At 65.7% G+C, this 24,626-nt stretch carries 21 protein-coding genes; 17 read left to right on the top strand and 4 right to left on the bottom strand.

Annotated elements, in window-relative coordinates; all coding sequences use genetic code 11:
• Window position 1: 1 nt before the first annotated feature.
• Together FHG09_RS15670 and FHG09_RS15665 are read left to right on the top strand one after the other, a co-directional pair.
• Window positions 2-2,164 (top strand): 3-hydroxyacyl-CoA dehydrogenase NAD-binding domain-containing protein, encoded by a 2,163-nt coding sequence (locus FHG09_RS15670; RefSeq protein WP_152348568.1) that lies wholly within the window; start codon window positions 2-4, stop codon window positions 2,162-2,164.
• A 139-nt stretch (window positions 2,165-2,303) separates the two neighbouring features.
• Window positions 2,304-3,224 carry an NADP-dependent oxidoreductase gene (locus FHG09_RS15665; protein ID WP_152348567.1) on the top strand — a complete coding sequence of 307 codons (921 nt, stop codon included), beginning with the start codon at window positions 2,304-2,306 and terminating at the stop codon, window positions 3,222-3,224.
• A gap of 61 nt (window positions 3,225-3,285) precedes the next feature.
• On the opposite strand, the gene FHG09_RS15660 is transcribed toward FHG09_RS15665, so the two are convergent.
• Window positions 3,286-3,912 (bottom strand): TetR/AcrR family transcriptional regulator, encoded by a 627-nt coding sequence (locus FHG09_RS15660; RefSeq protein ID WP_152348566.1) that lies wholly within the window; start codon window positions 3,910-3,912, stop codon window positions 3,286-3,288.
• A gap of 134 nt (window positions 3,913-4,046) precedes the next feature.
• Here FHG09_RS15660 and FHG09_RS15655 point away from each other — a divergent pair, with 134 nt between their 5' ends.
• The 4 genes from FHG09_RS15655 (at window position 4,047) to cls (ending at window position 10,536) form a co-directional block, all read left to right on the top strand.
• On the top strand, window positions 4,047-5,660 hold the full coding sequence (locus FHG09_RS15655; protein WP_152348565.1) for a carboxyl transferase domain-containing protein: 1,614 nt from the start codon (window positions 4,047-4,049) through the stop codon (window positions 5,658-5,660).
• Window positions 5,661-5,683: 23 nt separating this feature from the next.
• Entirely contained in the window at window positions 5,684-7,705 is a 2,022-nt protein-coding gene (locus FHG09_RS15650) for an acetyl/propionyl/methylcrotonyl-CoA carboxylase subunit alpha (protein ID WP_152348608.1), read from the top strand.
• Between the two features lie 47 nt (window positions 7,706-7,752).
• Window positions 7,753-8,925, top strand: coding sequence for an acyl-CoA dehydrogenase family protein (locus FHG09_RS15645; RefSeq protein WP_152348564.1), 1,173 nt, complete (start codon window positions 7,753-7,755; stop codon window positions 8,923-8,925).
• A gap of 138 nt (window positions 8,926-9,063) precedes the next feature.
• The gene (gene cls / locus FHG09_RS15640; RefSeq protein ID WP_152348563.1) at window positions 9,064-10,536 is read left to right on the top strand and encodes a cardiolipin synthase; all 1,473 of its coding nucleotides are present in this window, start codon (window positions 9,064-9,066) and stop codon (window positions 10,534-10,536) included.
• A gap of 73 nt (window positions 10,537-10,609) precedes the next feature.
• On the opposite strand, the gene FHG09_RS15635 is transcribed toward cls, so the two are convergent.
• Both FHG09_RS15635 and FHG09_RS15630 read right to left on the bottom strand, forming a co-directional pair.
• Window positions 10,610-11,473 carry a hypothetical protein gene (locus FHG09_RS15635; RefSeq protein ID WP_152348562.1) on the bottom strand — a complete coding sequence of 288 codons (864 nt, stop codon included), beginning with the start codon at window positions 11,471-11,473 and terminating at the stop codon, window positions 10,610-10,612.
• A 332-nt stretch (window positions 11,474-11,805) separates the two neighbouring features.
• Window positions 11,806-12,627, bottom strand: coding sequence for an HAD-IIA family hydrolase (locus FHG09_RS15630; protein ID WP_152348561.1), 822 nt, complete (start codon window positions 12,625-12,627; stop codon window positions 11,806-11,808).
• 157 nt (window positions 12,628-12,784) lie between these two features.
• Here FHG09_RS15630 and FHG09_RS15625 point away from each other — a divergent pair, with 157 nt between their 5' ends.
• Complete coding sequence (locus FHG09_RS15625; RefSeq protein ID WP_152348560.1) at window positions 12,785-13,150, top strand: ArsR/SmtB family transcription factor; 366 nt, start codon at window positions 12,785-12,787, stop codon at window positions 13,148-13,150.
• 53 nt (window positions 13,151-13,203) lie between these two features.
• Window positions 13,204-13,698 (top strand): SRPBCC family protein, encoded by a 495-nt coding sequence (locus tag FHG09_RS15620; RefSeq protein ID WP_152348559.1) that lies wholly within the window; start codon window positions 13,204-13,206, stop codon window positions 13,696-13,698.
• 95 nt (window positions 13,699-13,793) lie between these two features.
• Here the strand turns inward: FHG09_RS15620 and FHG09_RS15615 are convergent, their stop codons facing one another.
• Complete coding sequence (locus FHG09_RS15615) at window positions 13,794-14,453, bottom strand: histidine phosphatase family protein (RefSeq protein WP_152348558.1); 660 nt, start codon at window positions 14,451-14,453, stop codon at window positions 13,794-13,796.
• 85 nt (window positions 14,454-14,538) lie between these two features.
• Between FHG09_RS15615 and FHG09_RS15610 the strand changes: the two genes are divergently transcribed.
• From FHG09_RS15610 to FHG09_RS15575, 9 genes are all read left to right on the top strand, one after another.
• Window positions 14,539-15,078: a MaoC family dehydratase gene (locus FHG09_RS15610; RefSeq protein WP_152348557.1), complete on the top strand. Its 540-nt coding sequence runs from the start codon at window positions 14,539-14,541 to the stop codon at window positions 15,076-15,078.
• Between the two features lie 8 nt (window positions 15,079-15,086).
• Complete coding sequence (locus FHG09_RS15605) at window positions 15,087-15,890, top strand: HpcH/HpaI aldolase/citrate lyase family protein (protein ID WP_152348607.1); 804 nt, start codon at window positions 15,087-15,089, stop codon at window positions 15,888-15,890.
• Between the two features lie 7 nt (window positions 15,891-15,897).
• Window positions 15,898-16,074 (top strand): hypothetical protein, encoded by a 177-nt coding sequence (locus FHG09_RS20285; protein WP_319803267.1) that lies wholly within the window; start codon window positions 15,898-15,900, stop codon window positions 16,072-16,074.
• On the top strand, window positions 16,005-16,565 hold the full coding sequence (locus FHG09_RS15600) for a peptide deformylase (protein ID WP_319803268.1): 561 nt from the start codon (window positions 16,005-16,007) through the stop codon (window positions 16,563-16,565). Before FHG09_RS20285 ends, FHG09_RS15600 begins: the two co-directional genes overlap by 70 nt.
• Before the next feature lie 66 nt (window positions 16,566-16,631).
• The gene (locus FHG09_RS15595) at window positions 16,632-17,852 is read left to right on the top strand and encodes a hypothetical protein (RefSeq protein ID WP_152348556.1); all 1,221 of its coding nucleotides are present in this window, start codon (window positions 16,632-16,634) and stop codon (window positions 17,850-17,852) included.
• A gap of 60 nt (window positions 17,853-17,912) precedes the next feature.
• Entirely contained in the window at window positions 17,913-18,443 is a 531-nt protein-coding gene (gene msrA / locus FHG09_RS15590; RefSeq protein ID WP_152348555.1) for a peptide-methionine (S)-S-oxide reductase MsrA, read from the top strand.
• Entirely contained in the window at window positions 18,443-19,309 is an 867-nt protein-coding gene (locus FHG09_RS15585) for a nitroreductase family protein (protein ID WP_152348554.1), read from the top strand. Before msrA ends, FHG09_RS15585 begins: the two co-directional genes overlap by 1 nt.
• Window positions 19,306-20,559, top strand: coding sequence for an MFS transporter (locus tag FHG09_RS15580; RefSeq protein ID WP_152348553.1), 1,254 nt, complete (start codon window positions 19,306-19,308; stop codon window positions 20,557-20,559). The genes FHG09_RS15585 and FHG09_RS15580 overlap by 4 nt, the downstream gene beginning before the upstream one ends.
• A 140-nt stretch (window positions 20,560-20,699) precedes the next feature.
• Entirely contained in the window at window positions 20,700-24,608 is a 3,909-nt protein-coding gene (locus FHG09_RS15575) for an efflux RND transporter permease subunit (RefSeq protein WP_227492807.1), read from the top strand.
• The last annotated feature ends 18 nt before the right edge of the window (window positions 24,609-24,626 follow it).

Here is a 24,626-nt window from a genome sequence, read left to right as displayed (position 1 = left end):
CATGACGAACACCGAATATTCCCACACCACTGACTCCGACGGTATCGTCACAGTCGTGATCGACGATCCGAACGCCAAGGTCAACACCATGAACGACCACTTCACGGCTGCCCTCGAGGGCACCGTGAACTGGCTCGAGGCCCACGTCGATGACATCACAGGCGTCATCATCACCTCCGCGAAGAAGACCTTCTTCGCGGGAGGCGACCTCAACAAACTGCGCGCGGCAGACTCGGAGAACTCCGCGGCCGAGGCGGCGCAGACCAACCACGTGAAGTCGCTCCTGCGCCGGCTCGAGACCTTGGGCAAGCCGGTCGTGGCCGCCGTCAACGGCGCAGCCCTGGGCGGCGGGCTAGAGCTCGCACTCGCCACCCACCATCGGATCGCAGCTGAGGATGTCTCGAGCCTGCGCGTGGGCTTCCCCGAAGTCTCACTCGGACTGCTTCCCGGGGGCGGCGGCGTCGCGAGGACCGTTCGTCTCATCGGGCTCCAGAACGCACTCCAGAAGGCGATTCTGCCTTCGACGAAGTTCAAGGCGGCTGATGCCCTCGAACTGGGACTCGTCGATGAGCTGGCACCGGCCGATGAGCTCGTCGACCGCGCCAAGTCCTGGGTCAATGCCAATCCCGAGGCGGCTCAGCCCTGGGACGTCAAAGGCTTCAAGATCCCCGGCGGATCACCGGCATCCCCCTCGCTGGGAGCCATGCTTCCCGCTCTGCCGGCTCTGCTGCGCCGCCAGACCAAGGGCGCACCGATGCCGGCCCCGCGTGCTGCCGTCGCCGCGGCGGTCGAAGGCGCCTATGTCGACATCGACACGGCCCTGGACGTCGAGACCCGCTATTTCGTCCATCTCACCCACACCCCGGTGGCGAAGAACATGATCAAGGCGTTCTTCTTCGACCTCGGCCACATCAACTCCGGCGGTTCGCGCCCCGACGGCTTCGAACCTCGACAGGTGAAGAAGCTCGGTGTGATCGGTGCCGGCATGATGGGAGCTGCGATCGCCTACAGCGCCGCGAAATCAGGCATCGAGGTCGTGCTCAAAGACGTCGAACTCGCCAACGCGGAGAAGGGCAAGGCCTACGCCGCCAAGCGTGAGGAGTCGGCCCTGGCCAAGGGCAAGACCACCGAGGCCAAGTCGCAGGCCGTCCTCGAACGGATCACACCGAGCGCCTCGGCCGAGGACTTCTCCGGAGTCGACTTCGTCATCGAAGCGGTCTTCGAATCCGTCGACCTCAAGCAGAAGGTGTTCCAGGAGATCCAGGACATCGTCGAACCCGACGCGATTCTGGGCTCGAACACCTCGACCCTGCCGATCACGGAACTGGCCAAGGGGGTCGACCGGGACAAGGACTTCATCGGCGTCCATTTCTTCTCGCCCGCCGACAAGATGCCGCTGGTCGAGATCATCTGCGGAGAGAACACCTCCGATGAGGTCCTCGCCCGCACCTTCGACCTCGTGCAGCAGATCAAGAAGACTCCGATCGTCGTCAACGACTCGCGCGGATTCTTCACCTCCCGGGTCATCGGCACCTTCATCGCCGAGGCGGTCGCCGCCGTCGGCGAAGGCGTGGAGCCAGCCAGCGTGGAACAGGCAGCCCTGCAGGCCGGATACCCCACCGGTGCCCTGCAGCTGCTCGACGAGTTGACGCTGACGCTGTCGCAGAAGATCAATCAGGAGACCCGCGACGCGGTCGAGGCCGCAGGCGGCACCTGGGTCGCCCACCCCTCCGAGGTCGTCTTCGACTGGATGGTCGCGCAGGGACGGACAGGACGCAAGGACGGCGCCGGCTTCTACGACTACGACGAGAGCGGCAAGCGCACCGCGCTGTGGCAGGGAGTGCGCGAGAAGTACGAGTCCGGGTCGAACGATCAGCCCTTCGCCGATCTGCAGGAGCGGATGCTCTTCGCCGAGGCGATCGAGACGATCAGATGCCTCGACGAGGGGGTGCTCACCTCGGTGCCGGATGCGAACATCGGTTCGATCTTCGGCATCGGATTCCCCGCCTGGACCGGCGGTGTGCTCCAGTACGTCAACCAGTACGAAGGCGGACTGCAGGGCTTCGTCGACCGGGCGAATGATCTGGCCGCGAAGTACGGCGAGCACTTCACCCCGCCGGCCTCGCTGGTCGAGCGTGCGAAGACCGGTCAGACCTACGAGTAGGTCGCCGGTCAGCTAGGCCCCTCCTGCCCCGACGGTCGCCGAGGCGGGGCAGGCACCTGGAATAGCCCGATGGTCTTCCGGTGTTGTGCAGTCACGCTGACAACTCAGTGTCACTGACATCTACCGGAAGGCCATTGCTATGCGCGCCGCCGTCTATGACGCCTACACCGAGAACTTCGACGACATCACGGTCCGGGAGCTGCCCGACCCGAAGGTGCCCCCGGCCTCAGTGCTCATCGAGGTCAGAGCTGCAGGGGTCAACCCTGTGGACTGGAAGCTCGTCGGCGGCCACCTCGATCCGATCATGCCCACACAGTTCCCCGTCACCCCGGGTTGGGACGTCGCCGGCGTCGTCGTCGGCCTCGGATTCGACACCCCGGAATTCTCGATCGGTGATGAGGTCGTCGCGTACGCGCGCAAGGACGTGCTGAGCGGCGGAACCTTTGCCGAGAAGGTCGCGGTCCCGGTCCATTCCGTGGCCGCGAAGCCGAAGAGCCTGAGCTGGGAACAGGCAGGCGGTCTGCCCCTGGCCGGCGGAACAGCTCTGCGCACTCTCGAATCGCTCGGCGAGCTCGAGGGCCGCACGGTGCTCATCCACGGAGCATCCGGGGGAGTGGGCAGCTTCGCCGTGCAGATCGCCCGGGCCGCCGGAGCGCGCGTCATCGGCACCGCCTCTGAGGCCAATCACGAATACCTGCGCGGACTCGGCGCCGAACCCGTGACCTACGGCGACGGTCTGGTCGAGCGTGTGCTCGAGGCAGTCGGAGGACAGGTCGACGCAGTCGCGGACTTCGTCGGGGCCGTCCTCGAAGACACCCTGGGCGTGCTCGCCGAGGGCGGCAGCCACGCCTCCGTGGCCGATCCCAGCGTCGCCGAGCACGGCGGGCGATACATCTGGGTGCGTCCCGACGGCTCAGAGACCGCTCGGCTCGGCCTCCTCGTCGACGAAGGCAAACTCACCGTCGAGATCGCCGGCACCTACGGTCTCGACCAGGTTCCGCAGGCCTTCAAGGACAGCGCCGCCGGCCATGTGCGCGGCAAACTCGTCATCGTTCCGTGATCAGGGCCGACCTCTGCGATCGGAATATCGCCGAGGCGGGGCTCGGCTGATCCGTTGAGACTCAGTCGATCCCCAGCGCCGCTGATGCGGCGGCGCGCAGTTCGACCCCGACCACCTCGGCGCTGGAGCGTCGGGCTTGGTGCGGGGTCGAATTCATCATTCCGAACGTCGCGTGGACGCGCACCGTGGACGCCTCAAGAGTCCACGCCGGGTGGGCGGCTTCGACGACCTCTGCCCACCGGCTGACATAGGCGCGCTGCAGGCGGCGCACGGTCCGCCGCGATTCGTCCGGCAGCGCCTCGAGATCGCGGTCCTGGATGCGGATGAGCTCGGGCTCGCTCATGGCGAAGTCGACGTGGAAGTCGATGAGGCGACGCAGGGTCCGGGCCGCCTCGGTGGGGGAGATCCCCGAGGCGGTGTCGCAGGCCGCGGCGACGATCTCCTCGCCTCCGGACTGCAGATAGGCGGAGATGCCGACGAGCAGCTCTTCGAGCACGGCCTCCTTCGACGAGAAGTGCCGGTACACCGCCGGGGCCGAGATCCCCGCACCCTTGCCCAGGTCGTCGAGACGCACCCCGTGGAAGCCGTGTCGGGCATAGAGCGTCTTCGCGACCTCGAGCAGCTGCTCGCGTCTGGCCGCCTTCGCCGCCGCCCGCGCCGTCGGCCTGGCCGCGTCCGGACTCGACATCCGGCCTCCTTCCCTGAGCCTGTCGCTCACCGTCGCAGAAGCGATCGGTCCCGCCTGGCTCGTGCATTGTCAGTTCTGCCTGTGAGCAGTATCATAGCAGTCAGTTAAGAATCATTAACTGAAATGAGGATGGAATGAGAGCAGTGGGAACTGCGGTCAGTCCGGCGACGGGGCAGGTCAACTCCGAGGCCCACGCCGAACTCATCGCCGAACTCCGGGAGCGCATCGCGGCCACGGCCCGCGGCGGTTCCGAGAAGTCCAGGCAGCGCCATATCGATCGCGGAAAGCTTCTGCCCCGTGATCGTGTCGAGCATCTCCTCGACCCCGGCACGCCCTTCCTCGAACTCTCCCCGCTGGCTGCCAACGGCATGTACGATGACGCCAGCCCCGGAGCCGGAATCATCACCGGCATCGGTCGAGTCGCCGGCCGCGAATGCGTGATCGTGGCCAATGACGCCACCGTCAAGGGCGGCACCTACTATCCGGTGACGGTGAAGAAGCACCTGCGTGCGCAGGAAGTCGCGAAGGAGAACGACCTCCCCTGCATCTACCTCGTCGACTCGGGCGGAGCGAATCTGCCGAACCAGGACGATGTGTTCCCCGACCGTGAGCACTTCGGCCGCATCTTCTTCAATCAGGCCACTCTCTCGGCCGCGGGGATCCCGCAGCTGGCCGCCGTCATGGGCTCCTGCACGGCCGGCGGTGCCTACGTCCCGGCCATGGCCGACGAATCGATCATCGTCTCCGAACAGGGCACGATCTTCCTCGGCGGCCCGCCCCTGGTCAAGGCCGCCACTGGTGAGGAAGTCACGGCCGAAGAGCTCGGCGGCGGCGCGCTGCACTCACGCACCTCCGGCGTCACCGACCACCTCGCAGCCAACGACCCCCACGCCCTGGAGGTCATGCGCGATATCGTCTCCACGCTCGGGCCGAAGAACACTCCGAACTGGGACGTCGTCGAACCGCGCGAGCCCGCGCATTCACCGGAGGAGCTCACCTCCGTCGTGCCCGTCGATTCGCGCACCCCCTACGATGTCCGCGAAGTCATCGCCCGCCTCGTCGACGGATCCGAATTCCACGAGTTCAAGGCCGAATACGGCACGAGCCTCGTCACCGGATTCGCTCACCTGAACGGCCACCCGGTGGGCATCGTCGCCAACAACGGCATCCTCTTCGGCGAATCCGCGCAGAAGGGCGCCCACTTCATCGAGCTCTGCGATCAGCGCAGCGTGCCCCTGGTCTTCCTGCAGAACATCTCCGGCTTCATGGTCGGCCGCGACTACGAGGCCGGTGGAATCGCCAAACACGGAGCGAAGATGGTCAACGCCGTCGCCACCGCCCGTGTGCCGAAGTTCACCGTCGTCATCGGCGGCTCCTTCGGCGCAGGAAACTACTCGATGTGCGGCCGCGCCTACTCGCCGAGGTTCCTGTGGATGTGGCCCAACGCCCGCATCTCCGTGATGGGCGGCGAGCAGGCGGCCAGCGTGCTCTCCACCGTCAGACGCGACCAGCTCGAAGCCCGCGGGGAAGAGTGGTCCGCTGCGGACGAAGACGCATTCAAACAGCCCATCCGCGACCAGTACGAAGCCCAGGGCAACCCGTACTATTCGACGGCACGCCTCTGGGACGACGGAATCATCGAGCCCGGTGACACCCGCCAGGTCCTGGCCCTGGCCCTCGAAATCGCCCGCTTCGGACCGATGGAACGCCCGCTGAACGCCAGCGGCTACGGCGTTTTCAGAATGTGAGCCCCGCAATGTCGACACCACGAATGTTCACAACCGTCCTCATCGCCAACCGCGGCGAGATCGCCCTGCGCGTCATCCGCACCTGCCGCCGCCTGGGCATCCGCACCGTTGCCGTCTACTCCGACGCCGATGCCCACGCCGCCCACGTCAAGGCCGCCGACGTCGCCGTCCGCCTCGGACCGGCGGCGGCCTCCGAGTCCTACCTGCGCATCGACAAGGTCATCGACGCCGCTCAGTCGACCGGGGCCGAGGCCATCCACCCCGGCTACGGCTTCCTGTCGGAGAACGCCGAGTTCTCCGCCGCCTGCGCCGAGGCCGGAATCGTCTTCCTCGGTCCCGGTGCCGACGCGATCCGGACGATGGGTGACAAGATCACCGCGAAGCAGGCCGTGTCCTCTCACGGAGTGCCCCTGGTGCCCGGCACGAAGGACGCCGCCATGAGCGATGACGCCCTCATCGCCGCGTCGGACGACATCGGCTTCCCCGTGCTCATCAAACCCTCTGCCGGCGGCGGCGGCAAAGGCATGCACGCGGTCTTCGAAGCAGACAAGCTGGCCGAAGCGCTGAAGACCGCGCGGCGCGAAGCCGCGAGCTCCTTCGGTGACGACACACTGTTCCTCGAACGCCTGGTCGCCACCCCGCGTCATATCGAAGTCCAGATCATGGCCGATGCGCACGGCAACGTCATCCACCTCGGTGAACGCGAATGCTCCCTGCAGCGCCGCCACCAGAAAGTCATCGAGGAGGCCCCCTCGGCCCTGCTCGACGAAGAGACCCGCGCCCGGATCGGCAAGGCCGCCTGCGAGACCGCGAAGTCCGTCGGCTACGTCGGAGCCGGCACCGTCGAGTTCATCGTCGGCGCCGACCGACCCGACGAGTTCTTCTTCATGGAGATGAACACGCGCCTGCAGGTCGAACACCCCGTCACCGAGGAGGTCACCGGGGTCGACCTCGTCGAACTCCAGCTGCTCGTCGGCGCCGGTGCGCCGCTGCCGCTGACCCAGGACGACATCACGATGACCGGGCATTCGATCGAGGCCCGCATCTATGCCGAGGATCCCTCGCGCGGGTTCCTGCCCACCGGCGGCCGCGCACTCGACGTCGTCTTCCCCGCGGGGGAGGGCATCCGCGTCGACGCCGGACTCGAAGCCGGGCAGACCATCGCCTCGGACTACGACCCGATGATCGCCAAGCTCATCGTCCGCGCCGACGACCGCGCCCAGGCCATCGCCCGCCTCGATACCGCGCTCGCCGCCTCGACGGTGCCGGGAATCGTGACGAACATCGACTTCCTGCGCACCCTCATGAGCCTGCCCGAAGTCGTCGCCGGTGACCTCGACACCTCACTCATCGACAACCTCGGCGAGGATCAGCTGGCGCACACCGCCGGTGAGATCCACGCGCAGCTGGCGGCGGCAGCCGTCACCGCCACCGGGGGAGCGGCCGGCACGACCCTTACCGGGCCGGTCACGGCAGCCGAGCTCTCCGCGAATCGGTCGGCCGCCTCGGCGTGGGCCGGACCGAGTGCCTGGCGCAGCTCCCGACCGGACTTCCGCCCTACGATGGCCCTGGCGACCGGCGGGCAGACGACCGAGGTCGCCGCCGGTGCTGCAGCCGTCGACGTGGATGCCGACGGTCTGTGGCATGTCACTCTCGACGGGATTCAGCACACGGCGCGGATCTTCTCCGATGCCCGTGACCGCAGCATCTGGGTGAGCACCGACACCGGAATCCACGTCTTCACCCGGCCTCTGGCAGATTCGTCGCTGACGCCTGGGCTGGAAGGCGCCGAGGTGCTCGCACCGATGCCCGGCTCCGTCGTCGATATCAAGGTCGAGACCGGCGACACCGTCGCCCAAGACGACCCGCTCGTCGTCGTCGAGGCGATGAAGATGGAGCACGTGCTCACAGCGCCCGCCGACGGGATCGTCACCGTCGTCGCCGTCGAAGGGACTCAGGTCGGTCTCGACGAGGTGCTCGCCACCGTCGTCGACGAAGCCGCTGCCGAGGCCCCCGCGGACACCGGCGAGACCGCCGCCGAATGATCACCAGTCATCTCAACCACAACCACGCCACAAGCGGGGAGGAAACAATGGAGACCTTTGTTCCGGGCATGCTGCCCGAAGAATACGAAGACCTGCGCCAGGGCGTCGCGAAGTTCGCCGACGAAGAGGTCGCGCCCGTCTCGGCCGAACTCGACGCCAAGCACGAGTTCCCCTACGAGCTCGTCGCGAAGATGGGCGAGATGGGCCTGTTCGGCCTGCCCTTCGACGAAGAGTACGGCGGAATGGGCGGCGACTACTTCGCCCTGTGCCTGGCCATCGAGGAACTCGGCCGGGTCAACCAGTCCCTGGCCATCACCCTCGAAGCCGGCGTCTCGCTCGGTGCGATGCCGATCTACCGATTCGGCACCGAAGAGCAGAAGAGGGAATGGCTGCCGGGACTCACCGACGCCTCGGGCCTGGCCGCCTTCGGCCTGACCGAACCCGAAGCCGGATCCGATGCCGGAGGTACCCGCACCAAGGCCACGCTGGAGGGCGGCACCTGGACGATCAACGGCAGCAAGTGCTTCATCACGAACTCCGGCACCGACATCACCCGGCTGGTCACCGCGACCGCCGTGACCGGAACCCGAACCTCTGCTTCGGGCCGCGAAGTGCCTGAGATCTCGACGATCATGATCCCCACCGGCACACCGGGCTTCACCGCCGAACCGGCCTATGACAAGGTCGGCTGGAACTCCTCGGACACGCACCCGCTGACCTTCGACAACGTGCAGGTGCCCGAAGAGAACCTGCTCGGTGAGCGCGGCCGCGGCTACGCGAACTTCCTGCGCATCCTCGACGAGGGTCGCATCGCCGTGGGCGCACTGGCCGTCGGCGCCGCTCAGGGCTGCGTCGACGAATCCGTGAAGTATGCGAAGGAACGCCGGGCCTTCGGCAAGCCGATCGCCGACTTCCAGGGCATCTCCTTCAAGATCGCCCGCATGGAAGCTCGTGTCGTCGCCGCTCGCTCGGCGTACTACCTCGCGGCCTCGCGGATGCTGGCCGGACTGCCGTTCAAGAAGGAAGCCGCCATCGCCAAGATGATCGCCGGTGAGGCGGCCATGGACAATGCGCGTGACGCCACTCAGATCCACGGCGGCTACGGCTTCATGAACGAATACCTCGTCTCCCGCCATTACCGCGACTCGAAGATCCTCGAAGTCGGCGAAGGCACCACCGAGGTCCAGCTCATGCTCATCGCCCGCGAACTCGGACTCTGATCCGCACTCGCACCTCCCGATCGCCCGCCGCGGCGGACCCGCATCTCCGTACGGACGTGCCGGGCCGCCTCGGCGGGCGATATTCTGGTCCGACAACACCGTGAGGTGAGACGGCGACCGAAGGGGAAGTGGGAGCAGATGGATCTCAGCGTGGTGGCATCGGTGGTGACGACGACGTGGATCGTCATCGAATACATCGTGAAGATCATCGCGATCGGTGTGGTGCCGGAGAACCGCCGGCCGTCATCGTCGTCGGCGTGGCTGCTGCTCATCCTGTTCCTGCCGATCATCGGAATTCCCGCATTTCTGCTGCTCGGCAGTCCGTACATCGATCAGCGCCGGGCCCGGATCCAGGCCGAAGCCAATGAGCTCATGCACGAAGGTGCAGATGCTCTGCCCGACGTGCCGCCGTCGCTGGTCGCCGCACCCGAATTCGTGTCCGTCGCCAAGCTGGGACGGGCACTGACCGCGCTGCCGATGGTCACCGGTGACAGCCACGGTGTGCTCACGGACTACGAAGCCTCGATCGCGCGGATGGCCGAACTCGTCGACGAGGCCGAGGACTACGTCCACGTCGAGATCTACATCATGGCCTGGGATTCGACGACTGATGTCTTCTTCCGAGCGCTGGAGCGGGCGTCGGCGCGCGGGGTCGAAGTCCGCGTCCTCTTCGACCACATCGGGTCGAGGAAGTATCCGGGATTCCACAAGCTGGGCAGACGACTGAACGCCGCCGGAATCGAATGGCACCTGATGCTGCCGTTCATTCCATGGCGAGGCAAAGCCCGGCGCATCGACCTGCGCAACCATCGCAAGCTGCTCGTCATCGACGGCAAGAGGGCGATGATGGGTTCGCAGAACATGATCGACTCGAGTTATCTCAACAGGAAGAACTCGCAGATCGGTCGGAACTGGCACGACATCATGGTCGAACTCTCCGGGCCCATCGTCGCGGGAATCGAGGCGGCGTTCTCCACTGACTGGTACTCCGAATCGGGACAGGCACTGGGCATCCGACCCTACGAACGTGACGGCAATGAGCCCGAGGTCGGTGGGGCGACGAGCGCGATGCAGCTCGTTCCCTCTGGACCCGGGTTCACGACGTCTCCGAACCTCAAGGTATTCACCTCGATGATGTATCTGGCGCAGACGCGCCTGGCCATCGTCAGCCCCTATTTCGTGCCCGACGAATCCCTGCTTGCCGCAGTGGAGACCGCGGCCCGCCGCGGAGTCGAGGTCGAACTCTACGTCAGCGAACAGGCCGACCAGTACATGGTCGACCGAGCGCAGTCGTCCTATTATCGGTCGCTGCTCGAGGCGGGCGTGCGGATCTTCCTGTACCCGAAACCCGCCGTGCTCCACACGAAGTGCTTCATCGTCGACGACATCTATGCCGTCATGGGCTCATCGAACATGGACATGCGCTCCTTCGGTCTCAACTACGAGATCAGCCTGCTGACCACCGGCGGCGACCTCGTCGATGACATCATCGAGGTCGTCGCCGACTATCAGGACGTCAGCCGAGAACTCACCCTGGAGGAATGGGAGAAGCGGCCATGGCCCCGCCGCTATATGGAGTCGGTCATGCGCCTGACTTCCGCGCTGCAGTGAGGGCGCTACGACTGCTTCACCGAGAAACGGGCTGCGCGTCGAGAAACGCATGTGCGCACCCGTTTCTCGACATTCAGCCCGTTTCTCGCTGAATCGACGTCTTGATAGCTCGTTTGATCTCGGCGAAGATACGGGGTCTGAAGAGGTCGCCGAAGCTCAGGTTGAAGACCTTGAAGCCGGCATTGAGCAGATCCATGTTGCGCTGATGACTTGTTTTGGACGCTGCGTCCGGACCTTGAGGGTTGAGGTAGAACTTGCCGACACCGTGGACCTCCACTGCGACAGCAGCTGACTTGTGCCGAAAGTCGTTGCGTCCGATGAATCTGCCCGCTTCTGTGAAGGTGTCGACCTGCGGGACCATCCCGGTGATTCCGAAGCGATGGAATTTCACCGCGCAGACCGCCTCGGCCGGGGACTCGTATTCGGTGCTGGAGATCTCTACGGCCAATAGGGCTCGTCTGCGTCCCCGCTGCCCTTTCACCAGCAGGTCGGTGATGTCTGTCCGGTCCACCTTCCCCGAACGCAGCGCTTGAGAGATGAGCGGTACGGAAACCTCGAGCGAGCGGTCCAGAGCAACGTCAGCCAGGGTTCTGGGCAGCGTGGTGACCGGATAAGCAAACTCGGATGAGACCTCCTCCGGTGGAAGTCTCCGCGAGTAGATGAGCACGCCATCGTAGTTGCGCGTAGGGGAATCTCTGGAGATCTCGACTTTCGACGATTCGACCAAGGCTGGATCAAGACGGTGGATGAGCGCAGCCGAAACATGGGAGAACACGTCTCCCGGTAGAAGCGCATCGAGGCGGCATGCGATCTGGACCCGCAGTTCTTCGGCTTCATCCCGCAGATCTCCGAATACAGTCGGGAACGAAGTGTCGTGATCCGTGGAGAAATCGCGGATGGGTCCGTGATGTTTATCGTCACAGGCCTTGCGGATCACGTAGTGACCCTTCCTGACTCTGCGCAGGCAGCACCGTTCCGCTTCGGCTATCTGTGTACGGGACATGCCGAGTTCACGGAGCTGTCGTGTCGTCAGCACTTGCAACATCTATAAAGCATGAACGCAAAATTATCCAAATGCAAGCAAATAACAGTAAACGATCGTTGCATTCATGGTTAGCTGGCGGCAATTTCGATGACGACACGGGCAGGATGCAACGCTGGCCTGGATTGGTGGTCAATTCCAGCGAGAAACGGGCTGAGTGTCGAGACACGCATGTACACGCCCGTGTTTCAACACTCAGCCTGTTTCTCGGCGAAGCGGTGTCTGCCTCAGGCGGAGCCGGTGGTGTCGGGGCCGAGCTCGCTGCGGCTCTCCAGCGGCACATCCAGCAGCTCGTGGACTCCGTTGACGATCTCGTTGGGGCGGAACGGGAAGCGGCGGACATTCTCGGCGGTGGAGATTCCCGACAGCACGAGGATTGTGTGCATACCCGCTTCCATGCCGGCGATGATGTCGGTGTCCATGCGGTCGCCGATCATGGCGGTGCTCATCGAGTGGGCGCCGATCCTGTTCAGGGCCGAGCGGAACATCATCGGATTCGGCTTGCCCACGACATAGGGCTCACGGTTCGTCGCCTTCGTGATGAGTGCGGCGATGGCGCCGGTGGCCGGCAGGACCCCTTCGGGGCTGGGGCCGGTGGCATCCGGGTTCGTGACGATGAAGCGGGAGCCGGCATCGATGAGGCGGATGGCCTTCGTGATCGCCTCGAACGAATAGGAGTGGGTCTCGCCGACGACGACGAAGTCCGGATCGTGCTCGGTCATGACGAAACCGGCCTCATGGATCGCAGTGGTCAGCCCCGCCTCGCCGACGACATAGGCCGTGCCGTGCTCGACCTGATTGGAGAGGAAATCCGCGGTGGCCATCGCCGATGTCCAGATGTTCGACTCGGGGACATCGAGTCCGTTCGAGCGCAGCCGGGCGGAGAGATCACGGGCGGTGTAGATGGAGTTGTTCGTCAGCACCAGGTAGGGGATGTCTGCCTGACGCCATTGGGCGAGCAGCTCGGCGGCTCCCGGCAGGGGGTTGCTCTCCTTGACCAGGACGCCGTCCATATCGGTCAGCCAGCAGTCGATCGAATCGCGATCCATGTCTCTCCTCGAACTCGGGGTGGGCCGAAGCGGCTGCTTCCAGCCTAGTCGGGTTGAGCGCAAGTGTGCTGAGAAGTCCGATCCCGTGATGCCGTACCCCTTGACGAGATCCCCGTGAGGTGTATTGTAGTAATTACTTAATTAAGGGGATGCTTAAATGAGTATAGATCTCGTCTTCGCGGCGCTCGCCGATCCGACCCGTCGGGCGATCATCGATCGCCTGCGCGGGGGAGACAGGAGCGCAGGTGACCTCGCGGCACCGCTGCCGATCAGCCGTTCCGCGGTCTCCCAGCACCTCAAAGTGCTCGAGACCGCAGGGCTCATCACCCGATCGAAATCCGCGCAGCAGCGCATCGTCGCACTCAACGCGGGTTCCCTCACCGAGGCGGCCGAATGGCTGCAGGCGGCCCATGACGAATGGCAGCAGCGCTTCGACGACCTCGACCGCATCCTCGCCGAGGAGGTGCCCACCGACCTGCCGACGGCCGATCCGCCGCCAGCGGATCGAAAGACTGCGAACTGAACGATCACCTGAACGACTCAGACAACAGGCACGAACCAAGGAGGAGAACAGCGATGAAACCCGAGAACACAGACAACACAGTGACCGATCCCTTAAGCGCACAGTCCGAGGAACCCGGATTCACCATCGTCCGCGAATTCGCCGCACCACGAGCCCGCGTCTGGGAAGCCTGGACGAACCCGGACGTCATGGCCCGCTGGTTCCATCCCGAAACGCTGGTGACGCCACGCGAATCCGTGTCCGTCGATCTGCGCGTCGGCGGCGAATACACTTACACGATGCGCATTCCCGACGCGGGACAGGAATTCCCGACCGCGGGGAAGTACCTCCACATCGACGAACCCGCCCGACTCGACTTCACCTGGGGAAGCCCCGGAAAGATCGAAGACGCCCCACGCGTGAGCGTCGAACTCGAGGAGCTGGCCGCTGACCGCACCCGCATGACCTTCACTCTCACCGGCCTGCCGGGCGACTCGGGCTCGGACGAGAGCGCCTACGACGGGTGGTCCTCGGCGTTCAGCGAACTCGACGCCGAGCTCACCGACTGACCGATGCGCCGCCGATCAGGCGGCGAACTCGCCAGGTGACCGCCGAACTCACCGGCTGACCGGCGAGTGCTCGGTGCTCGCGGCGGTGGACCGCCTCAGGAATCGCCGAGGTGGTCCACTGCCGCCAGCGAGCGCAGGGTCCGATTGCCGAACAGATCGTCCTCGGTCAGTTCGGTGATGCACCCCGGCTGCGCCGCGAAAGTCGCCCGCCCCATCGCCTCGAGCGGCAGCTCGAGCCACCGGCCGATGACGAACGTATGGGTGAAGCCGTGCGTGACGACCACCTGGTGCGAAGACTGCCGGGCAAGGACCTCGTCGACCGTTGCATAGACTCTGGCGCCGGCCTCGCGTCGGGTCTCCGCGCCGTCGATGCCCTCGAAGTGATCGAGCCGCGTCGCATGGTCGAAGGCATCGTCGGGCACCGGCGGGAAGACGAAGCGCTCGTCCAGCCAGGACTGCTCCCGCCCCTCCGAGACTCCGTACGACTTCTCGCGCAGGCCCCTGAGCTCGATTGCGCGGCTGCCGAGCCGATCGGCGATCACTTCGGCGGTTGTGCGAGTTCGCCTGAGATCGGAGGTGAACACCTGCGCCGAGGCGGTCGACGGGATCCGTGAGCGCAGCTCGGCGGCGATGAGATCGGCTTCGAGTTCGCCGCGGACGGTGAGCTCGGAATCGTGCCACCCGCCGACCCGCGCCTCGAGATGGTGCCGAGCCTCCGGGTGGGTGACGACGAAGAGGGATCGCGTGATGGCCATGGTGGACTCGATCCTACCCACCCCGAGGTCGCAGGGGTCCAGTGAATGGCGATAAACTGAAATCACGACTAGTGAGGAGCGTTACATGAGCGACAAGGTCATTGCACAACGAGGTCTGTGGCTGGACGAGATGGAAGTCGGCGCCACCTATCGGCACGCGCCGGGCCGCACCATCACCGAGGCGGACAACACCCTGTTCACGGCCGTGACCATGAATACCCAGGCCCTGCACCTCGATGCGGCCTGGGCCGCGACCGAACCCTTCGGCGAGCGACTCGTGAACTCGATGTTCACCTTGGCCACTCTCATCGGTCTGTCCGTCTCCCAGCTCACCCAGGGCACGACGGTCGGCAACCTCGGCTTCTCCGAAGTCAGCTTCCCGGCTCCGATGTTCCACGGCGACACCCTCTACGCGGAGACGACGATCCTCGACAAACGCAATTCGAAGTCCCGGCCCGGCCAGGGCATCGTCACGTTCGAACACCGCGGCTACAACCAGGACGGCAAGCTCGTGGCCAAGGCCGTGCGCCAGGCGATGATGTTCGACTCCAGCCACGAATCAGCAACCGCGCAGTCCGCAGACACCACGGCCACCGCAGCCGACACCAGCGAATCCGGAAAGTGAGCACTCACATGGCACTCGACTTCAAACCCGCCTGGCTCTTCGTGCCCGGCGACCGCCCCGACCGGTACACGAAAGCGGCCGAACGCTCCGATATCGTCATCCTCGACCTCGAGGACGCCGTCAACGAAGCGGACAAAGCCGCCGCCCGAGAGTCCGTCGTCGACTTCCCACTCGACCCCACCCGTACGGTCGTGCGGGTGAACTCCCACGATTCCGGCCACCTCGGCGAGGATCTGAAGATGCTCGCACGCACCGAGTACAGGGCCGTGATGCTGCCGAAGGCGGAGCTCGCTTCGGATCTGACGATCCTGTCCGATTTCCAGGTCATCGCGCTCATCGAGACCGCGCTCGGGGCCGTCAACGTCGCCGAGATCGCCGCCGCCCCGAACGTCTATGCGCTGATGTGGGGCTCAGAGGATCTCATCGCCGACCTCGGCGGAGGGTCATCACGCAAGGACGATGGTGACTACCGGGACGTGGCCAAGCACGTGCGCGGCCAGACCCTGCTCGCCGCTCGGGCCCACCGCAAGTTCGCCCTCGACTCGATCTGGGCCGACATCCCGAACCTCGAAGGGCTGGCAGTCGAAGCCGAGGACGCAGTGCAGTCCGGGTTCTCGGGCAAGGTCTCCATCCACCCCAACCACGTCCCTGTCGTTCGCGAAGCGTTCCGTCCCAGCGACGAACAGCTGAGATGGGCGCAGTCCGTGCTCGACTCGGCGAAGACGGAGAAGGGTGCGTTCTCTTTCGAAGGCAAGATGATCGACGCTCCGCTGCTCAAACACGCCGAGCTCATCGTCGCCCGCGCGAGCTGAAGAGCGTATGACCATGACCGACGACGAGGTCATCGCCGATCAGATCCGCGCCGTCCTCACCGCCGCCGAGGCGGGGGACGGGACCGCGCCGATCGTCGAAGCCGGGGCCCCGTCCTGCGCACCGACACCCGTCCCTTCGACGGACAGGTCGACGATGCCGAGCTTCAGCAGCTCGCTGAGGTGATGCGCACGACCATGCTCGCCGCCCCCGGAGTCGGCCTGGCCGCCCCACAGGTGGGAGTGAGCTTGTCGATGTTCGTCGCCGAGGATCCCGGCGCCCGCGATCCCGAGGTCGCGAAGGTACGCGAACGGGAGCCGATGCCGCTGCGCGTCGTCCTCGACGCGAAGTACGAACGCGCAGGTTGTGACGACGTCGCCTTCTTCGAGGGGTGCCTGTCGATCCCCGGCTACCAGGCCGTCGTCGCCCGGCCCCGCGAAATCGCCTTGACGGGCATCGACCTGCAAGGCAACTCCATCGCCGAGGTGGTCTCCGGTTGGTCGGCACGCATCGTCGCGCACGAGACCGACCACCTGTCCGGAATCCTGTTCCTCGACAAGGCCGAGATGCGGTCGCTGGCGACGAACGCCTCGGTCGCGAAGCTCTGGAACCAGCCGTCGACGCAGCAGGCCGCCGCAGAGCTCGGTTTCCCACTGCCGTCCGGACTGGTCATGTGAGAACCCTCGGCCGGAAGCGGCACAGGCTCTCACCTGCGACTCAGGCGGACATGCTTCGATGAGGGCATGCGACTTCCCGACATCCCCCTTCGTCATCACCGAATCGTCCGCACCACCGCCGCATTCGGCACCGGCGCCCTCGCACTGGTGCGCCGCCGCGACGTCCCCGCCCAGCACCGAAGAAGCCTGAGAGCGGGCACCGCCCTGGCCAATGCGGGGCTGACCTGGCTGACCGGGTCGAGCGCCTTCCTCGGCAGAGTCGGCGGGTCGAGCGGCCTCGACGAGTTCCTCGAGCTCTTCACCAGCAGAGGCAGCGGACCGGTGCGATACGCCTCCGCGCCGGCTTGCGACTTCGGCGGCGAAGCGCTCGCGGGCGATGAGGAGCAGGATGCATGGTGGCACGAGCACGCGAGCGTGACATCACCGGCGTTCCTCAACGCGGTCACAGCCACGGCAGCGGGAGCGGCCAGCTGGGCGATGTGGCCGCTGACGGAACGGCTCGCAGAGAAGATCGACGAGAGGCTTCCGCGCGGAGTCGGCCGCGGACTCAACGCCGCCGTCAACGGCGGCCTGGTCGCACTGGCAGCGGTCCTCATCGACAAGATCGACGACTGGGCCGACGACGTTGAGGATGGCCACTGGGCCCCGCTCGAGATCGAACTCCCCGCCCATATCCGCAAGTCGGTCGAGGCGCTGCTGTCTCAGCCGCACCCGAACTCCCCGTCCACCGCCGAAGCGATCCGTGAGCAGTTCGCCTCCGCACAGTTCTTCGTCTGGGTCTCCTGCCCCGATGCCCTGCACTCGAGCGATGAGCCCGTCGTCCTCGACCCTGAGCAGGTCGAGCAGCTGCTCGAGGACGAGGACATCGTCTCGATCGACGTCCGACCCGACGAATCGGCCCCGAGTGTGACACCCGCCCGACACACCTACCCGGTGACGGGAACGACCGGCAGCATCGGCGACGAGGACGGCGCCGTCGGTCCTGGTGACCGCGCCGGCATGTCGACCGGACGACTGGAACTCACCCTCGACATCGTTGACGGTCGTCTCACCAGCGTGGATCTCAGCGAGGTCGACGACGAGCCGTTCGCAGACATGCTCACCGCCGAGGCCCTGCGCGAATCCGTGCCCGGCACCCTGCACCCGGAGAACCTCGACGACGAAGACGGGGGCCACTCCTCGAGCTTCGAGATCACCGACAGTGAATTCGAGGACGTCGCCCGCACCCTCGAGCGGTGGCCGCGCCCGGACGAATACACCTTCCGCACCGACGGGGGAGGCTCGTGAACTCCGACGAGGGACGGTCGCAGACGGGAATAACCTGAGCGCGTCATCGTTATACGTCCTATGAGCGATCTTCGTACCCTCACCCTCGGCGCCGGCTGCTTCTGGTGCCTCGACGCCGTCTACCAGCGGACCACCGGTGTGAGAGAAGTGGTCTCCGGCTACACCGGCGGACACACCGACAACCCCGGATACCGTGAGGTCTGCTCCGGCACGACCGGCCACGCCGAAGCACTGCAGGTGACCTTCGACGCCGACATCGTCCCCGAAGAGGTCATCCTCGGCCTGTTCTTCACCGGCCACGACCCCACGAGCCTCAACCGCCAGGGCTATGACGTCGGCACCCAATACAGGTCGGCCATATTCTACCGCGATCAGGCTGAGAAGCAGCATTTCGCCCAGGCCATCGAATCCGCGCAGGCCCTCTTCGACGATCCGATCGTGACCACGCTCGAACCCCTCGGCACCTTCTACACCGCCGAGGCGGTCCACCAGGACTTCTACACCGCGAACCCCGACAACGGCTACTGCCGTGTCATCATCGACCCGAAACTCAGCAGGGCCCGCACCGCCTTCGCCGAGTGGGTGAGCTGATGGGCAGCCACAAAAAGGACAAGTGCAAGAAGTCCAAACACAAGGACCGCAAGCGGTCCAAGGACGCGGGCGGCGATGCCTGCGAAGTGACCAAAGACCGTGTGCGCGCTCATTTCCTCGACGGCAACACCGGCCCGTGGGCCAAGAACCTCGCCGCGCAGGACGCACAGACTGCCAACTCGGCGCAGAGTGAAGCGAACACCGACCCTGCCGAGGCTGCTGCCGCCTCGGCGAAGGGCGGCACCGCAGCCATCGCGCCCACCCGCCGCGGACCCGACTATTCAGTGTCGGCATCGATCGACATCGTCGCCGATCCCGTTCTGCACGCACTGAGCACACGACGGTCGATCTCGAAGGTCGACCCGGAGACTCCGAACGACTCCGACCTGCTCGAGATCATCCGTTCGATCTCCTCGGTCGCCGACCACAAATCCCTGCGCCCCTGGCGCTTCCTCATCATCCGCGGTAATGACCGACACCGCCTCGGCGACGCCCTCGACGAAGCCGCCGGAGTGGACCGCGGGCCGGGTGAGTCCAACACGAAGCCTCTGCGGGCCGAACTTCTGCTCGCCCTCGTCTCCTCACCGGTCAAGCATGACAAGGTCCCCGAATGGGAGCAGCACGCCACCGCCGCCGGTGCCGGACATCTTCTCGAACTCGCCCTGTGGCAAGCCGGCTGGGGAGTGATGTGGCGGTCGGGGACCCTGACGAACACCGAACCGGTGCGTCGTCTCCACTGTCTGGACGATCACGAACTGCTCATGGGCTGGTTCTACATCGGAGCCGTTCCCGAACGCTACCGACAGCGACTGACCACGAGCACTCGCCCCCTGCCGAAACCCGAACAGTTCCTCGATACCCTGTGAGCACTCCCGACACCGAGACACCAGAGACGCGCCGCCTGCCCAAGGAGATCTACGTCCTCGTGGCAGCGGCCTTCATCGTGGCCCTGGGCTACGGCATCATCGCCCCTGTTCTGCCGCAGTTCGCGGCGAGCTTCGACTTCGGGGTCACCGCCGCGACCATCGTGGTCTCGTCCTTCGCGTTCTTCCGGTTCGTGTTCTCACCTTCGTCGGGCCGCCTCGTCGATGCCTTCGGCGAACGCCGCATCTACATCACCGGACTCCTCATCGTCGCCGCCTCCACAGCGGCCGTCGCATTCGCCCAGGACTACTGGCAGCTGCTGATCTTCCGCGGGCTCGGCGGCATCGGGTCGACGATGTTCAGCGTCTCCGCGATGGCGCTCATCGTCCGACTCGCCCCGATCGACGCCCGTGCGAAGGCCTCCTCGACCTATGCGACAGCGTTCCTCGTCGGCAATATCGCCGGTCCCGTGCTCGGTGGGGCGATGGCCGGATGGGGGATGCGCATCCCGTTCATCATCTACGCCGTCGGTCTGCTCATCGCCGCCATCGTCGTACGCGTCTTCCTCGCCTCCACCGCCGCCTTCGGCTCCTCGACGAAGTCCGGGCGCGCCCGTCTGGAAGCGGAGAAGGACGAGAAGCAGCAGGAAGTCATGTCCTTCAGGGAAGCCTGGAAGGATTCGGCGTACCGCTCGGCACTGATCTCCGCTTTCGTCCAAGGCTGGTCGGCGATGGGCATCCGCGTGGCCATCTACCCGCTCTTCGCCATCCAGGCGCTCAGAGCCGATACCGGTGTGGCCGGCCTGGCCCTGACCATGTTCGCCATCGGCAACGCCTCGGCCGTCACGGTCGTCGGACGCTTCGCCGACACCGTCGGGCGCAAGCCATTCATCCAATGGGGTCTGTTCGTCCTCGGTGTGACCACCGCGGCGCTGGCCTTCATCGACTCGATCTGGCTGTTCTTCGCCTTCTCCGTCGTCGCCGGGGTAGGCTCCGGACTGGCCAATCCGGCGCAGCAGGCCACCGTCGCCGATGTCATCGGCCGCGAACGCAAGGGCGGCCGAGTGCTCGCCCGCTACCAGATGGCCCTCGACGGCGGAGCGATCGTCGGTCCGATCATCGCCGGAGCCGTCGTCGACCGGTTCGACTATTCGTGGGCGTTCCTGCTCACCGGCCTCCTCGGCGTCATCGCAGCGGGACTGTGGTTCTTCGGCCGCGAGACCCGTCCTCGTCAGCCCGCTTCGGCGGGGTGACGCACCAGCTGCTGCCCGCGGTAGGCTCCTGATTCCGAGAAGTCAGGTTTTCCTCATGTGCTCTTCAGGGGACACTCACTAGGATGGTGGAGTCGGCGTTCTGCGTCGTCGCCCCGCCTACGACAAAGAAAGTCCCCTCTGTGAGTTTCCTGACCCGGCTGAGCTTGAAGAACCGGGCGCTCATCGCGCTCATCTCCGTCGTCGCCGTCATCTTCGGCGTCATCGGCGCCGGTGCCCTCAAGCAAGAGCTCTTCCCTTCCCTCGACAACCCGCAGGCCACGGTCACTGCCTCCTATGAGGGAGCCACCCCCGAGGCCGTCGAATCCGAAGTCACCGACCCCCTCGAAGGGGCGCTGACTGCACTTCCCGAGGTCGAGGACATGACCTCGACATCTTCGGCGGGCAGTGCGCAGATCACCGTGAGCACGAAGTACGGCGACGACTCCGACGACGTCGTCCGTGCCCTGCAGCGCGCAGTCTCTCAGGTGCAGCCCACCCTGCCCGACGGGGTCGAACCGAACGTCATGATGATGGGCACCGACGATATTCCGGTGCTCGCCCTGTCCGTGACCTCCGATGCCGACGAAGACCAGCTGGCGGCGAATCTCGAAGACATCGTCGAACCGGAGCTGAAGAAGGTCGACGGCGTCTCGCAGGTGCAGATCGCCGGAGCGAAGTCCAAACAGGTCGAGATCAGCATCCGACGCGACGATCTCGAAGACGAAGGGGCCAACCTCGACGAGGTGGCCGGAATCCTCCAGTCCAACGGTGTTCCCACCTCGGCGGGTGAGCTCAACGGCTCCGACGGCACGGCCCCGGTCGAGGTCGGCACACGCATCCGGTCGATCGATGCGATCAAGGATCTCGTCATCTCCGGCAAGGACGGACCGATCAAGGTCTCCGATGTCGCCGACGTCGAACTCGTCGACGAGCCGATCGAATCGATCTCGCGCACCAACGGCGAACCCTCACTGTCCGTGTCGGTGATGAAGGAATCCGACGCGAACACTGTCGACGTCTCGCACGCGGTGGCCGACAAGCTGCCCGAGCTCGAGAAGATGATGGGCGAGAACACGGAGTTCGTCTCCGCATTCGATCAGGCACCGTTCATCGAGCAGTCCATCCACGACCTGCTCAACGAGGGCGGGCTGGGCCTGATCTTCGCGGTCCTCGTCATCCTCGTCTTCCTGCTCTCGGTGCGGGCGACGATCATCACCGCCATCTCCATCCCGCTGTCCCTGCTCATCGCCATGATCGGGCTGTGGATGGGCGGAGAGACCCTGAACATGCTCACCCTCGGTGCGCTGACGATCTCCGTCGGCCGAGTCGTCGACGACTCCATCGTCGTCATCGAGGCGATCCGCAGGCGTCACGCCTCCGGTGGGGACAAATTCTCGAATATCCTCGCCGCCGTCTCCGAGGTGGCCGGAGCGATCACCGCATCGACGCTGACCACGGTGGCTGTGTTCCTGCCGCTGGCGTTCGTGACCGGGCAGACCGGAGAGATGTTCCGCCCCTTCGCCCTGACCGCGACGATCGCTCTGCTCTCGTCCCTGTTCGTGGCCCTGACGATCGTGCCCGTTCTCGCCTACTGGTTCCTGCGTCAGCGGGAGGCGAAGGTCAGACTCACCCGTGGGGAGAAGGCGGAGATCCGCCGCAGTCGCAAGTCGATGCTCTCGCAATGGCGGGCAGAGAAGAAGGAAGCGAAGAAGGCCGACAAGAAGCGCGACCTCGTCGCCGCCGGTGCCGAAGCCGAAGACACCGGCCCACGCGAGGGCACCGATTCCACGCTTCGGGCCGATGCATCCGCCTCCACTCGTTCCGAGCCGACAAGGGTCGCAGCGGGCGGTCCGCGCTACGGCGAATCCGAGGACGGAACGGAAGCAGTCGACGAGCTCGCCGGAATGCATTCGCCGGTGACCCGTCTGCAGAAGACCTATATGCCGGCGATCTCGTTCTCGACGAAGCACCCGATCGTCATGATCCTCATCGCCGTGCTCGTGCTTGCGGGCACAGGTGCGATGATCCCGCAGCTGAAGACCGAGCTCTTCGGCGACACCGGGCAGGATTCCCTGCAGGTCTCGCAGACCTTCGATCCGGGCACCGATCTCGATGAGGCGTCGAAGCAGGCGGAGAAGGTCGAGGACATCCTCGCCGACGAGTCCGATGTCGATAACTACCAGCTGTCGCTCGGCGGCACGACGTTCGGCTTCACCGACGACTCGTCGCTGACCGGCACGTATATCGTCAACACGAAGTCCGGAGTCTCGGCGCAGTCGATCTCGGCGAATCTGCAGAAGCAGTTCGACGACCTCGAAGGCGCCGGCGACGTCGAGGTGGCGAGTCAGAGCTCGACCCCGGGCGCGCAGACGATCGACGTCACGCTCACGGCCACCGATCCCCAGGAACTCGAGGACGCCACGGAGAAGGTCAGCGACAAGCTCGAAGGCGTGTCCTCGGCGCAGTCGGTGACCAGCGATATCGCTGCGGTCCAGCCCGTGATCGAGGTCAAGGTCGATCACGAGAAGGCCGCGGAGGAGAACCTCACCGAGGCGGCCATCGGCCAATATGTGCAGCGTGCCATGCATGGTCAGCAGATCGGTGAGGTCGTCATCGACGATGTCTCGCATTCGGTGCTGCTCTTCGACCGCAACGCCGACACCGTGGAGAAGCTGCGCGAACTCAAGATCCCGGGCAAGCCGGAGGAGACGGCCCCTGCCGGCGGTGCCGGTGCGGGCGGTGCTGATGCAGCCGGAGGCGCCGGTGGCTCAGGTGATGCCGGCGCGGCCGGTGGCGGCGCTGGAGGAGCCGGTGGTGCCGGAGCAGCAGGTGGAGCCGGGGGAGCAGGTGGCGCCGGAGGCGCCGGTGGCGGTGCCGGAGCAGCCGGTGATGCCGGCGCGGCCGGAGGCGATCCGAACGCCGGGGCTCCTGTGACTTCGGAGCCGCGCTTCATCGAGCTCGATGACGTCGCCGAGGTCAAGGAGGTCAAGACCGCTCCGACGATCCGCCACACGGATTCGCAGCGCTCGACCACCGTGTCCGTGACTCCGGAAGGCGATGACCTCGGGGCGGTGTCGACCGAGGTGCAGTCCGCCCTCGACGAGGTGGACCTGCCCGATACGGTGGCCGTCGACACCGGCGGTGCCACCCAGGAGCAGAACGAGGCGTTCTCGCAGCTGGGACTGGCGATGCTCGCGGCGATCCTCATCGTCTTCGTCATCATGGTCGCCACGTTCAAGTCGCTGCTGCAGCCGCTGATCCTGCTGGTCTCGATTCCGTTCGCGGCCACCGGTTCGGTTGCGCTCTCGCTCCTCACCGACACCCCGCTGGGGCTGACGTCGATGATCGGTCTGCTCATGCTCATCGGCATCGTGGTCACGAATGCGATCGTGCTCATCGACCTCATCAACCACTTCCGAGTACGCGGGGTCGATCTGCGCACAGCCATCGTCCACGGCGCCCGGCTGCGTTACCGTCCGATCCTCATGACCGCGGCCGCGACGATCTTCGCTCTGCTGCCGATGGCCCTGGGGCTCACCGGCGGGGGAGTGTTCATCTCGAAGCCGCTGGCGATCGTCGTCATCGGCGGTCTGGTCAGCTCGACCCTGCTCACGCTCATCCTCGTGCCCGTGCTCTACCTGCTCCTCGAGGGCGTGAAGGAACGCCGGGCGGAGAAGAAGTACGTGAAGAACATGGCCCGCGGAGAAGTCCTCGATGCCGCCGAAGCCCGGGCGAACGAGCGGGAGACCGCAGCGGTGCCCGCCGCTGCAGGGGCTGCAGCCGCCGATTCCGGCGCCGCCCGGACACGGACAGAGGGGGAGACGCCCACCGAGGCGGACCAACCGACCGCGGACTCGACGTCCGATGATTCGAAGTCGTCCGCCTCGGCGCCGAACGATTCGGAGGGGGCCGACCACGTCGCTGACGGACGGGATGAGGACGACGGAGGCCACGTCGACGACGGAGGGGGCGCTGCGTCGGGAACGGACTTCACTCTGCGCAGCCAGCACCCGCGCCGCGACGACGGGGACGGTGAACCCAAGCACTGAGCCGTCCCGGTTAGAGTT

The organism is Brevibacterium sp. CFH 10365 (assembly GCF_009299785.1).
GTDB lineage: Bacteria > Actinomycetota > Actinomycetes > Actinomycetales > Brevibacteriaceae > Brevibacterium > Brevibacterium limosum.
This window is presented reverse-complemented; position numbering and strand designations above follow the sequence as displayed.